Origin of the sequence: Streptomyces sp. NPDC007095 (genome assembly GCF_040634475.1) — a bacterium.
In the GTDB taxonomy this organism is placed as follows: Bacteria; Actinomycetota; Actinomycetes; order Streptomycetales; family Streptomycetaceae; genus Streptomyces.
This window is the reverse complement of sequence record NZ_JBEYFS010000279.1, coordinates 1-14,008: the sequence shown is the minus strand read 5'-3', so window position 1 is coordinate 14,008 and position 14,008 is coordinate 1. Positions and strand designations below refer to the sequence as shown.

Below are 14,008 nucleotides of genomic sequence, written 5' to 3'. Positions count from 1 at the left end.
GTAGGCGATCCCGAACAGACGCGCCCGGTGCTGCACAAAAACAGAAACAGCCTCGTCAAGGTCGCTCGTCACAGGGGACGACTCGAAATACATGATCCTGTGGTCCTCGTTCCTCCGGATACAGCTGTCGCGTGGCGGGATCACATCGCTACCGCGTGCAAGCAGACGGATTCGACAAGCCGTCCTACGACGCGCTGCTCATGGCCGAGGTCCTGCCGGGCATGAGGCTCTGGACGGCTTGTTCGGGTGATGCCGGAAATGTGGTCGCTGAAAGTCACGACTGGTCCGATCGCATCTGAACCAGAGTTCCGAATTGGCCCCGCTCCTCCGAGGGGACCGGCACATAGGGATGCCGCAGGCTGTTGTCGGAACAGCAGGCGTCCGGCAGAGACATTGCGGTCTCATGGCCCGCCCCTTGGCTCAAATCAGAACTCTGAGCAACAGATACCCTCTTCTTCCCGCAATGAGATGCATTCTTCGCCAACCACCCCAGACTGGGCCATAGCGGCAACGATATGCATCGCACAATCTAGTGATTCGGCTGGCCGGCCGAGTGGCAGGACCTCAAACGGTGTGCGCCCGAAGCCGTATCGAAGCGCGGAAGCCCCTGTTTCCCGCACTGGACGTCCAGTGAGCTGCCTCGGGATGTCGGCATGCGGCCTCCGCCGACGTGGCCTCGCCACCCCGGCGGACGAGTGTGACCGCCTGGGACCTCATCGGCGACCGGACTGCCGAACCTGGCCTCCGGCACACCCAACAGCTGACCATCGAACCTGCATTGGGATGGGCGATGAATTTCGCGGCCCAGCCCTCGAAGAACGTGATGTGACTGTCTCGTCGAGCGATGCCCGGCCCGTACGGGTTCGACCCTTCGTGGCGTCCTCGACTCCATGTCCTCGCGCGGAATACCGAGTGCGCCGTAGCACTGCTCGCCGAAGGCGCACCGACGTTCGTGCCAGGGGGACTTCGGTGGAGACGGGTACTGCTCGCAGTCCGGCTCATCCCTGGGGGTGCCCGCGGCCAGGCGCTCGGCGACGCGCTTCTTGATCTCGGCCAACGACCAGACGGCCAGCACGGAGGCGTGCCAAGGCTGGAGGTTCGATCCGGACCGCCCAGACCGCGGCGGACAGCACGCGCTCCAGCACCTCCTTCGGGACCTGCTGGTCGGTGAATCCGCGCACCGTCCGTCGGCTCATGACCGCCTCATAGACGTCCAAGACCGCCCGCCTCCCTCATCCGCTCAGCCTGTCGAACCATTGACCGGCGGGGATCGGGAAATGTGACGCGGAGCCCGACACGCCACGAGCGGCAGTCGCACCAGGACGCTCCCCACCCAGGCGACCATGCAGTGGGCACCCCGCCCGGATAGACCTCACCAGCCAGAATGACTCAGTGCGCTCCTGAGGCGCATCGCACAATCTAGTGACTGCCGGCCGGCAGGCCCGCAAGCACGCCGACGCGGCATCACTGCCAGTGATGCCCGCCGCGCAAACCCGGCACTTCACGCCAAGGCCGCGAAGCGATCATTGAGGCAGTGCTTCGCAGTCCCGCACCGGACGGCGGTGCCGCATCAGCCGGCCGGTCGGGTCGGCCGCGCGGCGAGGTGCTCGCCGTGGGGCGAGTCCTGTTCCGCGCGGCCTCCCGCCGAACCGGACGTGACGGTTTCCCAGTCATCCGACTCTCCAGTGACCACTGCGCGAGTGGTCTGGCCGGCCGTTCTGAGTGGATTCGATCGCGGCAGGTGTCGCAGGCCACGAGGTTTTGCGTCGCCGGTGAAGCATGACGCGCGCCCAATCGGAAGGCTGCCATCCGCCATGTGCGAGGTCGGCGAGGACGCGGATCGTCCCGTTCCGGCTGGTGGTGACACCACGGACGGGCAGAAGAAATACGGTGAGCTCACCGAGCAGGTCATCGAGTACTTCGCCACAGCCGGCGACGTCGATGTACGGGCCCGTGATGTCGCCGCCGCTCTGGGCCGTGACTCCGGCAGCGGAGCATCAACGGCGTTCGCAGCACACTTGACCACCTTGTCGACGCCTTCTCCTGTCCAGCGGCCCAGGCGCGGCCTCTACCGCGCCCATCGTTCCTGGCGGTGGTTCGCCCGAGCGGTCTCCGCCTCGGCCGCCTTGTGAAGGGCCGCCCGATACCTCTTCGGCGGGCTGGTCAGCCGCAGGACCGCCTTGCACCGCCGACGTGCACGGCCCGACACGGGCCACCGAAGGGCGCTGCGGTCGGCGCCACCGGTGGCACAGTGGCGCCATGTGCGGCCGCTACGTCTCCACCCGCAGCCCCGAGGACCTGGTCCAGCTCTTCCAGGTCACCCACTGGCGTGCCGAGGAGGCGCTGGCGCCGAACTGGAACGTCGCCCCGGCCAACAACGTGTGGGCCGTCCTCGAGCGCGTCCCGCGCGACCAGACCGATGCCACCGCGGTGGAGCGGGAGTTGCGGCCGCTGCGCTGGGGCCTGGTGCCGTCCTGGGCGAAGGACATGAAAACCGGCGCGCGGATGATCAACGCGCGCGTGGAGACCGTGCACGAGAAACCCGCCTACCGCCGCGCATTCGCCAAACACCGCTGCCTGCTGCCGGCCGACGGCTTCTACGAATGGGAGCAGGCCAAGGACCCCGACACGGGCAAGGCCCGCAAACAGCCGTACTTCATCCATCCCGAGGACCAGCAGGTGATGGCGCTCGCCGGCCTGTACGAGTACTGGCGCAACCCGCAGGTGAAGCAGGACGACGACCCCGCCGCCTGGCTGACGACCTGCACCATCATCACCACCGAGGCCACCGACACCGCCGGCCGAGTTCACCCCCGCATGCCGCTCGCCCTCACACCGGACCACTACGACGCATGGCTCGACCCCCACCACCAGGACCCCGACGAACTGCGGGCGCTGCTCACCCAGCCCGCCGACGGCCACCTTGACGCTCGGCCGGTCTCCACGGCCGTCAACAACGTCCGCAACAACGGCCCGCGGCTCCTCGACGCGATCACCCCGTAGCTGCTGCCGCCTTGCCCAGACCGATCGCGACGGCTTGGGCGAGCATCTCGGCGGTCACGGGGCCGGGCGGCGAATCGGGAAACAGCGAAGCCCCGTCGTGAGGGCGGGGCTTCGGGGAAGCGCAGCGACGATATTGCCAGTGGAGGTTAGCGATGCAACCCCCAGCTCACCTGCGTCTTCTATTGAATCGGCGGCACCGGCATGCCGGGGGGCTAGGGTCTGTCGCGAAAGTGGATCTTGGGTGCCGAGCAGGTCGAGGGGCTGACCGTTCGCTATGGCCGTCGCACGCCTGCCGCCCGGCGAGTTCTGGAGGCTGTCGCCGTCGCGTTCGCCAGCCGGGCCGGGAGCCGTCTCGCTGCCGTTTTGCACGCTCGGGTGAGCCGGACGACACTACGCAAACGATCATCGAACGCTTTGGCTTGCCATCCGTAATCATCCTGGGGGATCGGCCTTCTTGGCCCTAGGCATACTCAGGTACCACGAGATCAATGACTCCGAACGGGCGCTCAAGGGCCGGCCCGGTGCAGCCGATCCTTCGGAAGGGGCCGCTGGGGATGCCGGCAACGTGAGCCGGATCGTTGGCGAACTCCGGTGTACCGAAACTCAGACGCTGACCACGCTTCGGGCTGCGCCCTCTACTGCTTCAACCCACGGTCGTCAATTGTCGGCAGAGAAGAACCTGATCAGGGCGCAGACAGGTACTCCCGACCGGTGAGGGGGCGGGTCGCAGAGCTGGTGCACTGCTGCTGGCTCCTCCGCCGAGGTCCACCCCGCACCCGCTGAGGACCAGCTCCGGATGGCGAGCCGAACCCCACCGCCCTCCCGGTCACCGCTCGCACTGATCTGCGCGAGGTCCGACACCCGGATGGGTGCCGGACCGCAGGCAGGTGTCAGGCCATTGCCGGTACCGCCGCCGGCGGTTCCGGTCCCACATACCGCGCTATCGGGCGGATGATCTTCGAGTCTTCCGCCTGTTCGAGGATGTTCGCGCTCCAGCCGACCACCCGCGCCGCCGCGAACGTCGCGGTGAACATCTCCCGCGGGAGTCCGCACAGTTCCATGACCACGCCGGCGTAGAACTCGACGTTCGTGTGGAGCTCGCGGCCGGGCTTGAGTTCCGCCAGGATCGCCTCCACGTGCTGTTCGACCTCGATCGCGAAGTCGACCAGCGGCCCGCCGAACCGTTCCGCGATGCCGCGCAGCATGCGGGAGCGGGGGTCCTCGGTGCGATAGATGGGGTGGCCGAAGCCCATGATGCGATCACCGGCGAGGACATGTTCGCGGATCCAGGGGTCGATCCGGTCGCGGCTGCCGATCGCGTCGAGCGTGTCCAGCGCACGGCTCGGAGCGCCGCCGTGCAGGGGACCCGAGAGGGCTCCCACCGCGCCGACCAGAGCGGCCGCCACGTCCGCTCCCGTCGACGTGATCACCCTCGCGGTAAATGTTGATGCGTTGAACCCGTGGTCAATGGTTGATATCAAGTACTGTTCGATCGCCCTGGCCCGGTCGGCGTCCGGTTCCGAACCAGTCAGCATGTAGAGGTAGTTCGCGGCGTACGGCAGATCCTCGCGCGGCTCGACCGGTTCCAGGCCCTGCCCCAGGCGGTACAGCGCCGTCAGCAGCGTGGGTACGGCCGCCGCGGCCTCGACCGTGTCTGCGCGACGCCGGTCGGCCCCGATGTCGTACACCGGCCGGAACCCCTTCGAGGCTCCGAGCAGCGACAGCGCCGTACGCAGACCGGCGAGCGGTCCGGACCGGCCGCTCGCCGCGGCAACGGCGGGCAGCGCGGCACGTACGTCGTCGGGCAGGCGGCGCAGTTCCGCGGTCTGCGCGGCGAACGCGGACAGCTGCGCCGCGTCCGGCAGTTCGCCGTGGACCATCAGGTGCCAGACGTCCTCGAAGCCGCGGGCCTGAGCAAGTTCGACGGCCGAGTATTGGCGATAGTGATAAAAGCCCTCCAGTCCCCTGACGTCACCGAGTGCGGTATCGGTGACGACGACGCCCGCGAGTCCACGCGGTACATCGACGGAGGGGGACGCGGCCCGGGTGATCGGCATGTTTCCTCCTTGAACTTGATTCAACTGTCCATGCTTGACTCAATCCGTGTCAATATTGATTGAATCAATATGCCGATACACGGATACGGTGGCATCCATGAGGGATCAAGAACCGGCAGGGTCGACACACGAAGGACCTGGAGGCCGCGGAGGCCACGAAGTCCGGCGGCTCAGCACCAGGGAGGCCGCCAAGCTGCTCGGCGTGAAGCCCGAGACCGTGTACGCATATGTGAGCCGCGGCCAGCTCAGCAGCCGACGCGACCCCGGAGGTCGCGGCAGCACCTTCGACGCCAAGGACGTGGAGGCGCTTGCTCGGCGCAACAGGCGTGATTCCAGCGGGAGTTCGAGCACCGGCGGCGAGCTGTCCGTCCGTACCCGCATCACTCTCATCGACAAGGACCGGTACTACTACCGAGGCGTCGACGCGACCGAACTGGCCGCGCGTCACTCCTACGAAGAGATCGCCGAATGGCTGTGGACCGGAGAGCTGCGCCCCGGCGTCACGTTCACCGCCCCGGAGACGTCCGTCACCGCCGCCCGCCGCGCCGTGGACGCGCTGCCCGAGCACAGCGGCCCCACGGACCGGCTCCGGGTCGCCGCGATCGCCGCCTCGGCGGCCGATCCACTGCGCTTCGACCTCTCGGAGAGCGCCGTCCTCGGCACCGCGCGCACCCTCATCCCCACCCTCGTCGCCGCCCTCCCGCCCCTGCGTCATGACCACCGCGACGAAGGCCCGCTGGCCAACCGGCTGTGGGGACGCCTCACCGGCCGGACTCCCGACGAGGCGTCACTTCGTGTGCTGGACACGGCGCTCGGCCTGCTCGTCGACCACGACCTGGCCGCCTCGACGCTCGCGGTGCGGGTCGCCGCCTCGGCACGGGCACACCCGTACGCCGCCGTCTCGGCGGGCCTCGGCGTGCTCGAAGGCCCTCTGCACGGCGCGGCCAGCGGCCTCGCCCACCGGCTGCTCCTCGACGTCCTCGACCAGGGCACCGCGGCCCCCGTGGTCGCCGACGAGCTGCGCGCCGGACACCGCGTCCCAGGGCTCGGCCACCGGCTCTACCCCGGCGAGGACCCACGCGCGCGTGCCCTGTTCGCCCTCCTGGAGGAGGTCCCAGGCGCGGCGCCCGCCCTGGCGGCGGCCCAGGACATCGTGACCACCACCGCCCGGCACACTCCCCTGCACGCCAACGTCGACCTGGCGCTGGCCGTCCTCACGGTCTCCTCCGGCATGTCCGCCTCCGCCGGGGAGACTGTTTTCGCCGTCGCCCGAACAGCGGGATGGATCGCCCACACCCTGGAGGAGTACGAGGAACGCCCGCTGCGCATGCGCCCGAGCGGCCACTACGTAGGAGCGCGGCCGCCGCAGCCACTCCCCGAGTGAGCCCCGGAGCGCCCCACAGCGCTCCGAATGCGCCCAAAGTGCGCCCCCATACGCACGGTCGGAAGTCGCCCTGGGCGAAGTCAGGTTAGGCTCACCTCTGTGAGTACGTGCACGACCGCGTCCCGGGACCTCGACGAGCCCCTCGCGGGGACCGCGGCGACCGCGAGGACATGGCTGCTCCTCGAACAGCCGGGCCCCTGGGGTGCCAAGGCGCTCACGTCGAGCCACCTGGACCCGGCACTCGGCCGCGCGCTCGAAGCCGCAGCGCAGGACACCGGGGTGCGGATCGCGCTCATCCGCCGCCCCGGGCGGCACGCCGACTGCGGTACGCCCGCCGAGCGCCAGGTGTACGCGGCTCACACCACCCCGGGCAACGTATGGCTGCACAGCGCCACGACGTGCGCTCCTGAGCGGTTGCTCGACCTGGACTTCGCCGCGCTCGGCAAGGGAGACCCGCGCACCTTCGACGCGGCTCTCCAGGGTCGGCGCCACACGGGCGACCCGCTCGCGCTCGTCTGCACCAACGGCAAGCGCGACCGCTGCTGCGCACTCCTGGGCCGGCCCCTCGCGGCGGAACTCGCGGCCTCGGGCGTGGCGGGCGCCTGGGAGGTCACCCACCTCGGCGGTCACCGCTTCTCGCCCACCCTGCTCGTCCTGCCGTTCGGATACGCCTACGGGCGGGCCGAGGCCCATGCGGTCAAGGAGATCCTCCAGGGCGTGCGGGAGGGCCGCGTCGTCACGGAGGGCTGCCGTGGCAACTCGGCATGGGAGCGGCCCGGGCAGGCGGCGGAGCTGGCCGTGCGCAGGGCCTGCGGAGAGCACGCCGCGGAAGCCCTCGGCGTCGTCCGCACGAACGGCGCGGCGCCGCGCTGGGAGGTGACCGTCGCCCACACCGACGGCCGCCTGTGGCGCGTCATCGTCGCGCAGGGCGCCTCACTGCCGCCCCGCCCGGAGAGCTGCGGCTCAGCGCTGGGCTCCCCGGCCCGGATGGACGTGGTGGCCGTAAGGGAGATGCCCCGGGCCGCGATCCCCGCAGCCTGCTGACCAAGGCTCCTGAGCGGGCCGGCCCGTACCCGCCGGCCACGGCTTCCCCACACGCCACTCGGGAGATCCACGCCACACTCCCTTCGGCCCGGCGCGCGCTCCCCCGTACCGTCATGGGTATGAGCCCCACTCCCCCCGCACGACGACTGCGCCTCGGTCTGCCGCGGCGGGCGTTCTCGCAGGTGCTACTGATGCAGGTGGCGATAGCCGCCGGGGTCGCCGTGCTCGCGACGGGGCTGTTCCTCGCCCCGCTCAGCGCCCAGCTCGACGACGAGGCCATGCGCCGGGCGCTCGCGATCGCGCAGACCACGGCCGCCCAGCCGCAGATCGCCAGGGACCTGCAGACGACCCTGCCGTCCGTGAAGGGCCCCGTACAGGTCGCCGCGGAACGGATCCGCAAGGCCAGCGGGGCCGACTACGTCGTGGTGATGAACACGCACTGGGTGCGCTGGTCGCACAAGGACACCTCACAGATCGGCAGGGTCGTCTCGACCAACCCCAGCCAGGCCCTGGCCGGCAAGGACGTCATGGAGATCGACACGGGCACGCTGGGGCGCTCGGCCCGCGGCAAGGTACCGCTGCGCGACTCCGACGGGCACATCATCGGCGCGGTCTCGGTGGGCATCGAGTACGACAGTGTGCGCGCCCGGCTGGTCCACGCGATCCCGGGACTCCTCGCGTACGCGGGCGGGGCTCTGGCCGTCGGCGCGTTCGCCGCGTACCTGCTCTCCCGACGGGTCCAGCGGCAGACCCGTGACCTGGCCTTCTCCGACATCTCGGCGTTGCTCGCGGAGCGCGAGGCGATGCTGCACGGCATTCGGGAGGGCGTCATCGCCCTGGACCGTGTCGGCCGCGTACGGCTCCTCAACGACGAGGCACAGCGCCTGCTCGGGCTGGACACGGAGGCCATCGGGCAGCCGCTCGACGACGCGCTCGGGCCGGGCCGCACGACCGATGTGCTGGCCGGACGGGTCACCGGCACGGATCTGCTCACGGTGCGCGGTCAGCGCGTCCTGGTCGCCAACCGCATGCCGACCGACGACGGCGGCGCCGTGGCCACCCTGCGCGACCGCACGGAACTGGAGCAGCTGGGCCGTGAACTCGACTCGACCCGCGGTCTGATCGACGCCCTGCGCGCGCAGGACCACGAGCACGCCAACCGGATGCACACGGTGCTGGGGCTGCTCGAACTGGAGATGTACGACGACGCCGTGGAGTTCGTCGGCGAGGTGGTCGGCGACCACAGGGTCACCGCGGAGCAGGTCACCGAGAAGATCCACGATCCGTTGCTGGCCGCCCTGCTGGTCGGCAAGGCCACGGTGGCGGCCGAGCGCGGGGTGGCTCTCTGGGTCGCGGACGGGACCCGGCTGCCCGACCGGCTGGTCGACCCGCGGGGGCTGGTCACCGTCGTGGGCAATCTGGTCGACAACGCACTCGACGCCGTCGCGGGCACCCCGCACGCGCGCGTGGAGGTCGAATTGCGCGCCGAGGGACGCACGGCCGTGCTACGCGTACGGGACACCGGGCCGGGAATTCCGGCGGAGCGGCGGGAGCTGATCTTCACGGACGGGTGGTCCACCAAGAAGCCACCCGCGCACGGCAAACGCGGACTCGGGCTCTCCCTGGTGCGCCGGCTCGCCGAGCGGCAAGGAGGCAGTGCGGAGGCGGCGGAGGCCGACGGAGGGGGCGCGGAGTTCACGGTCGTACTGCCGGAAGCGCTCACGGAGGCCGGTCTCGGGCCGGCGGAAGGCCTTGTGCCGGGCCCGGAGGGCGAACCCGGCCGCGGGCCCTCACCGGAACTCGTACGGCAGCCGGACGCGTTCTTCCAGGACAGCATGGGCACCACGACCGCCGAGGAGGAGACGCGATGATCGAGGTCCTGGTCGTGGACGACGACACGCGGGTTGCGCGGGTCAACGCCGCGTACGTCGGCAAGGTGCCCGGCTTCCGTGTCGCCGGCGAGGCGCACAGCGCCGCCGAGGCGCTGCACCGGATGGAGACGCTGCCCCGCCTGGACCTGGTCCTGATGGACCACTACCTGCCCGACGAGACAGGCCTCACGGTCGTCCAGGAGATGCGGCGGCGTGGCCACCAGACCGACGTCATCATGGTGACCGCGGCCCGCGACATCTCGACCGTCCAGGCGGCCATGCGGCAGGGCGCCCTCCAGTACCTGGTCAAGCCTTTCGCCTTCGCGGGCCTGCGCGCCAAGCTGGAGGCATACGCGGATCTGCGCCGCACGCTCGACGGCGGCGGCGAGGCCGAGCAGGCCCAGGTGGACCGGATTTTCGGCGCCTTGTCGGCGAGTGCGGAGCCGGACCTGCCCAAAGGGCACTCTCCCCCGACCGCGGAGCTCGTCCGCAGGGCCCTGGTGACCGCCGAGGGGCCGCTGTCGGCCCAGGAGATCGCCGAGGAGACCGGACTGAGCCGACAGACCGCCCAGCGCTATCTGAAGCTCCTGGAGCGCACGGGACGGGCCAGGCTGACCCTCAAATACGGCGACGCGGGCCGCCCGGAGCATCGCTACGTCTGGGCGACCCGCGCCTGAGGGCACGACCGAAGAGGGGAAGATCCTGAAGACGCGGCCACGGGGCGGGGGAAGAGGCCGCGCCCCGCTCTGGGCCGGTGGCGGCCTTCGCTTCTCCGCCAGTGGTGGCCTTGGTGGCCTACTTCCTCAGCCAGTGACGGCCTTCTTCACGAACTCCGTGGTGTACGTCTTGCTCAGGTCCACCTTGGCGTTCTTGATGTTGGGGTTGAACGCCTTGAGCACCTTCTCGACGGTCTCGGGGCCGTCCGCGGGCATCACGCCGTCCTTGGTGAACATCGGCAGCGTGCTCTGGATGGCGGTCGCATAGAGCGTCTTGTTGCCCTGGGAGTAGTCGGCGGGCATCTTGGCGGCGATCTCGGAGGCGCTGTGCGTGGACATCCACTTGAGGGTCTTCACGAAGGCGTTGGCCAGCTTCTGGACCGTCTCCTTGTGGCCGTTCACCCAGTCCGTCTGCATGTAGAGGCTGGACGAGGGATACGGACCGCCGAGCGCCTCCTGCGATCCACTCGGCGTGCGCATGTCGATGAGCACCTTTCCGAGGCCCTTCTGCAGGACCGTGGCGACGGTCGGGTCCGTCGTCATGCCGCCGTCGATGGCCCCCTTCTGGAGCGCCGAGACGAAGGTCGGACCCGCACCCACGGCGACCGGCGCGAACTCGCTGACCTTCACGCCGTTCTTGACCGCGAGGTACTTGGTGAGGAAGTCGGTGGAGGAACCGAGCCCGGTGACGCCGAGCTTCTTGCCCTTGAAGTCCTTGGGCGAGGTGATGTCGTCCGCGCGCTTGTTGGAGACGATCTCCACCTCGCCGGGTGCGTGCGAGAACTGCACGACGGACTCCACGGCCTTGCCCTTGGTCTGCAGGTCGAGGGTGTGGTCGTAGAAGCCGACGGCTCCCTGGACCTGCCCGGACACGAGTGCGGTCTCCGCCTGCACACCGGCCGGCTCACTCAGGAGTTCGACATCCAAACCCTCGTCGTTGAAGTAGCCGAGCCGCTGCGTGAGCATCGCCGGCATGTAGATGACCTTGTCCAGGCCACCGACCATGATCTTGACGTGCTCCCCCTTGCCGCCGCCCCCGTTGCTGCCGGAGTCGGCGGTGGTGGAGGCCGCGTCGTTGGCGCAGGCGGTGAGGGAGGAGAGGGCGAGCAGACCGGCGGCTGCCAGCGCGGAGTATCTGGCGGTCTTGCGCATGATGGGTCACGTCCTTGTGAGAATGCGATGCGGGAAAAGGGGTGCCCTGGGAAGCCTTGAGCGGAAAAGGGGCACCCTGGAGAGCACCGACGAGAAATCGGGCACCTAGGAGAGCTCCGAGAGGAAATCCGGCTCCCTGGGCGGGTGTTGTCTGCCGATCAGCTCTCGGAGTCCGACGGCTTCCATCGGAAGATGCGGCGCTCGGCGAAGGTGAGCAGCCCTTCGGCCAGCAGGGCGACGACAGCGAGGATGACCATCGCGGCGTACACACCGGCCGCGTTGAAGGTGCCCTGGGACTGGGCGACGAGCAGACCGATGCCCTTGGTGGCGCCGATGTACTCGCCGACGATCGCACCGATGAGGGCGAATCCGAAGCTGACATGGAGGCTGGTGAAGATCCACGAGGTGGCGGAGGGGATGACGACCTGAAGCGTCACCCGGCGGTCGCTCGCCCCCAGGATCCGGGCGTTGGCGACGAGGTTGCGGTCGACCTCACGGGCCCCCTGGAACGCGTTGAAGAAGACCGGGAAGAAGACCAGGACCACGGCCGAGGCGACCTTGGAGGCCGGTCCGAGCCCGAACCAGATCACGAAGATCGGCGCGAGGACGATCCTGGGTATGGAGTTGAGCACCTTGATGTATGGACCAAGGACATCGGCGAGGAAGGCGATGCGCCCTAGCGCGATACCGAAGACCACGCCGGCCACGACTCCGATGACCCAGCCGAGCAGTGCCTCGTGGAGCGTGTACCAGATCTGCTCGCCGAGTGAGCCGAGCGCCGTCCCGTGGGTCACCCAGGTGTAGACCTGGTCCCAGATCTTCGACGGCATGGAGAAGTTGAACGGGTCGATGATCTTGGCGCGTGCGAACACCTCCCACAGGCCGAGCACGGCGACCAGGAGCACCGCGCGGACGGCGGCGACGATGATCCTGCGTCTGCGGGCGGCACGGGCACGGGAGTGGGCGCGTCCCGGCTTGGCGGGCTCGATGGCGGTCGCCGCGACGACGGTCTCGGGCATGACGTCAGGCGACATTCGCGGCGCCCCTCTCTCGGGTGATGCGGACCTCTTCACCGAGGGACTCCCAGATCTCGCGGTAGATCTCGATGAACCGTGGCTCCAGGCGCACCGATTCGACCTTGCGCGGCCTCGGCAGATCGATGTCGAAGACCTGCTTCACGGTGGCGGGGCCCGCGGTCATCACGACGACCTTGTCGGCGAGCGCTATGGACTCCTCCAGGTCGTGGGTGACGAAGACGACCGAGGCTCCCGTGCCCTCCCACAGCTCCAGCAGCTCGTCCGACATCAGGGCTCTGGTCTGCACGTCGAGCGCCGAGAACGGCTCGTCCATCAGCAGGATCTCGGGGTCGTTGACGAAGGTCGCGGCGAGGGCGACGCGCTTGCGCTGACCGCCGGAGAGCTGGTGCGGGTAGCGGTCCTCGAAGGCCGACAGTCCGACCCTGGCCAGCCATTCGCGGGCCCGCTGCTTGGCCTCCGTCTTGGGAACACCGCGAAAACGCGGGCCGGCCATGACGTTGGACAGGACCGTGCGCCAGGGGAAGGTGGCGTCCTGCTGGAAGACGAAGCCGACCTTGTCGCCCACGCCCGCGACCGGCTCGCCGGCCACCAGGACCTCGCCCTCGGTGGGCTCCTCCAGACCGCTCACCAGGGTCAGGGTGGTGGACTTCCCGCAGCCGGTGGGGCCGACGACGGCCACGAACTCGCCACGGCCGATAGTCAGATCGAGCTCTCTGACCGCCGTGTGCAGACCCCCTGACGGGGTCTTGAAGATCTTGCTCGCGCCCCGCAGCTCAATGGCGGGGCTGGTGTCTGCGCTCATGGCCCGGGACCGTAGATGTGGCGCGGGCCACAGCATCAGTCTTCTGGGCGCAAGGCCTTCTTATGCTTGCAAGAGTCTGTTGTGCTCGTTTTGCTCGCGCTACAACAGCGGAGCCGAAACACGGGCTTAACGCTCGCCAGGCCTTGAGAGAAAGAGGCCCGATGATTGACGTCCTGGTCGTGGACGACGACTTCCGCGTCGCTGAGATCAACGCGAAGTACGTGGGGAAGGTTCCCGGATTCCGGGTGGCCGCCCGCGCGCACAGCGCTGCCCAGGCCCTGGCCGCCGTGGAGCGCGCGCCCGTCGACCTGGTACTGCTCGACCACTATCTGCCCGACCAGACGGGCCTCGAACTGGTGCACCGCATGCGCGAACGCGGCCACGGCACCGACGTCATCATGATCACCGCGGCCAGCGATGTGACGACCGTGCAGGCCGCGATGCGCCTGGGCGCCCTGCACTATCTGGTCAAGCCGTTCACCTTCGCCGCGCTGCGCACCCGCCTCGACTCGTACGCGGCCCTGCGGCGCACCGTCGACCGGGTCGGCGGGCGCGGCGTGGCAGGTCAGGAGCAGGTCGACCGGATCTTCAGCGCCCTGCGCACCACGCCCGTCCCGTCGTCGCCGGGGCTGCCCAGCGGCCACTCGGAACCCACCACGGACCTGATCTGCGGTGTCCTCCACCGTGCGAACCAGCCGCTGTCGGCCCACGAGGTCGCGGCCGAGACCGGGCTCAGCCGCTCCACCGCCCAGCGCTATCTGCGCCACCTCGAACAGGCCGGACGGCTGCGCCTCTCGCTCAAGTACGGCGACACGGGCCGCCCGGAACACCGGTACGCCTGGGTGGCGCCCTAGGTCCTGTCGTCAAATTCCCGTCGTCCGCCCGGAGGGCGGGCCCTGCGGCGTCAGGTGCGTGCTCTCGGCGTGCCGGGCACAGGCCCTC

12 protein-coding genes are annotated in these 14,008 nt (G+C 69.4%); 7 read left to right on the top strand and 5 right to left on the bottom strand.

Annotation, left to right across the window (positions count from 1 at the left end; genetic code table 11):
• Window positions 1-998: 998 nt before the first annotated feature.
• Window positions 999-1,196 (bottom strand): nitroreductase family protein, encoded by a 198-nt coding sequence (locus ABZ656_RS50785; protein WP_360278512.1) that lies wholly within the window; start codon window positions 1,194-1,196, stop codon window positions 999-1,001.
• Window positions 1,197-1,814: 618 nt separating this feature from the next.
• On the opposite strand from ABZ656_RS50785, the gene ABZ656_RS50780 reads away from it, so the two are divergent.
• Window positions 1,815-2,132, top strand: coding sequence for a hypothetical protein (locus tag ABZ656_RS50780; protein WP_360278509.1), 318 nt, complete (start codon window positions 1,815-1,817; stop codon window positions 2,130-2,132).
• A 127-nt stretch (window positions 2,133-2,259) separates the two neighbouring features.
• Window positions 2,260-3,003, top strand: a complete 744-nt coding sequence (locus ABZ656_RS50775) for an SOS response-associated peptidase (protein WP_101401091.1) — start codon at window positions 2,260-2,262, stop codon at window positions 3,001-3,003.
• 890 nt (window positions 3,004-3,893) lie between these two features.
• Here the strand turns inward: ABZ656_RS50775 and ABZ656_RS50770 are convergent.
• A complete protein-coding gene (locus ABZ656_RS50770) occupies window positions 3,894-5,060 on the bottom strand; it encodes a citrate synthase (RefSeq protein ID WP_360278506.1) in 1,167 nt (388 codons plus the stop codon).
• A 97-nt stretch (window positions 5,061-5,157) separates the two neighbouring features.
• On the opposite strand from ABZ656_RS50770, the gene ABZ656_RS50765 reads away from it, so the two are divergent.
• The 4 genes from ABZ656_RS50765 to ABZ656_RS50750 all read left to right on the top strand — a co-directional run bounded on the left by ABZ656_RS50765 (window position 5,158) and on the right by ABZ656_RS50750 (window position 10,036).
• Window positions 5,158-6,444, top strand: a complete 1,287-nt coding sequence (locus ABZ656_RS50765) for a citrate synthase (RefSeq protein ID WP_360278503.1) — start codon at window positions 5,158-5,160, stop codon at window positions 6,442-6,444.
• Window positions 6,445-6,543: 99 nt separating this feature from the next.
• Window positions 6,544-7,488 (top strand): sucrase ferredoxin, encoded by a 945-nt coding sequence (locus ABZ656_RS50760; RefSeq protein ID WP_101401089.1) that lies wholly within the window; start codon window positions 6,544-6,546, stop codon window positions 7,486-7,488.
• Window positions 7,489-7,607: 119 nt separating this feature from the next.
• Window positions 7,608-9,359: a sensor histidine kinase gene (locus ABZ656_RS50755; protein WP_101401088.1), complete on the top strand. Its 1,752-nt coding sequence runs from the start codon at window positions 7,608-7,610 to the stop codon at window positions 9,357-9,359.
• Window positions 9,356-10,036, top strand: coding sequence for a response regulator (locus ABZ656_RS50750; protein ID WP_101401087.1), 681 nt, complete (start codon window positions 9,356-9,358; stop codon window positions 10,034-10,036). Before ABZ656_RS50755 ends, ABZ656_RS50750 begins: the two co-directional genes overlap by 4 nt.
• Window positions 10,037-10,162: 126 nt before the next feature.
• On the opposite strand, the gene ABZ656_RS50745 is transcribed toward ABZ656_RS50750, so the two are convergent.
• The 3 genes from ABZ656_RS50745 to ABZ656_RS50735 all read right to left on the bottom strand — a co-directional run bounded on the left by ABZ656_RS50745 (window position 10,163) and on the right by ABZ656_RS50735 (window position 13,066).
• The gene (locus ABZ656_RS50745; protein ID WP_101401086.1) at window positions 10,163-11,227 is read right to left on the bottom strand and encodes an ABC transporter substrate-binding protein; all 1,065 of its coding nucleotides are present in this window, start codon (window positions 11,225-11,227) and stop codon (window positions 10,163-10,165) included.
• A 158-nt stretch (window positions 11,228-11,385) separates the two neighbouring features.
• On the bottom strand, window positions 11,386-12,261 hold the full coding sequence (locus ABZ656_RS50740; RefSeq protein ID WP_101401085.1) for an ABC transporter permease: 876 nt from the start codon (window positions 12,259-12,261) through the stop codon (window positions 11,386-11,388).
• Complete coding sequence (locus ABZ656_RS50735) at window positions 12,251-13,066, bottom strand: ABC transporter ATP-binding protein (protein ID WP_054229902.1); 816 nt, start codon at window positions 13,064-13,066, stop codon at window positions 12,251-12,253. Before ABZ656_RS50735 ends, ABZ656_RS50740 begins: the two co-directional genes overlap by 11 nt.
• Before the next feature lie 161 nt (window positions 13,067-13,227).
• Here ABZ656_RS50735 and ABZ656_RS50730 point away from each other — a divergent pair, with 161 nt between their 5' ends.
• On the top strand, window positions 13,228-13,920 hold the full coding sequence (locus ABZ656_RS50730; RefSeq protein WP_054229901.1) for a response regulator: 693 nt from the start codon (window positions 13,228-13,230) through the stop codon (window positions 13,918-13,920).
• Window positions 13,921-14,008 lie beyond the last annotated feature (88 nt).

Excerpts from the sequence above, each read along its gene's own strand:
- ABZ656_RS50785 (WP_360278512.1), bottom strand. The coding sequence starts at position 1,196 with ATGAGCCGACGGACGGTGCGCGGATTCACCGACCAGCAGGTCCCGAAG.
- ABZ656_RS50780 (WP_360278509.1), top strand. The coding sequence starts at position 1,815 with ATGTGCGAGGTCGGCGAGGACGCGGATCGTCCCGTTCCGGCTGGTGGT.
- ABZ656_RS50775 (WP_101401091.1), top strand. The coding sequence starts at position 2,260 with ATGTGCGGCCGCTACGTCTCCACCCGCAGCCCCGAGGACCTGGTCCAG.
- ABZ656_RS50770 (WP_360278506.1), bottom strand. The coding sequence starts at position 5,060 with ATGCCGATCACCCGGGCCGCGTCCCCCTCCGTCGATGTACCGCGTGGA.
- ABZ656_RS50765 (WP_360278503.1), top strand. The coding sequence starts at position 5,158 with ATGAGGGATCAAGAACCGGCAGGGTCGACACACGAAGGACCTGGAGGC.
- ABZ656_RS50755 (WP_101401088.1), top strand. The coding sequence starts at position 7,608 with ATGAGCCCCACTCCCCCCGCACGACGACTGCGCCTCGGTCTGCCGCGG.
- ABZ656_RS50750 (WP_101401087.1), top strand. The coding sequence starts at position 9,356 with ATGATCGAGGTCCTGGTCGTGGACGACGACACGCGGGTTGCGCGGGTC.
- ABZ656_RS50745 (WP_101401086.1), bottom strand. The coding sequence starts at position 11,227 with ATGCGCAAGACCGCCAGATACTCCGCGCTGGCAGCCGCCGGTCTGCTC.
- ABZ656_RS50740 (WP_101401085.1), bottom strand. The coding sequence starts at position 12,261 with ATGTCGCCTGACGTCATGCCCGAGACCGTCGTCGCGGCGACCGCCATC.
- ABZ656_RS50735 (WP_054229902.1), bottom strand. The coding sequence starts at position 13,066 with ATGAGCGCAGACACCAGCCCCGCCATTGAGCTGCGGGGCGCGAGCAAG.
- ABZ656_RS50730 (WP_054229901.1), top strand. The coding sequence starts at position 13,228 with ATGATTGACGTCCTGGTCGTGGACGACGACTTCCGCGTCGCTGAGATC.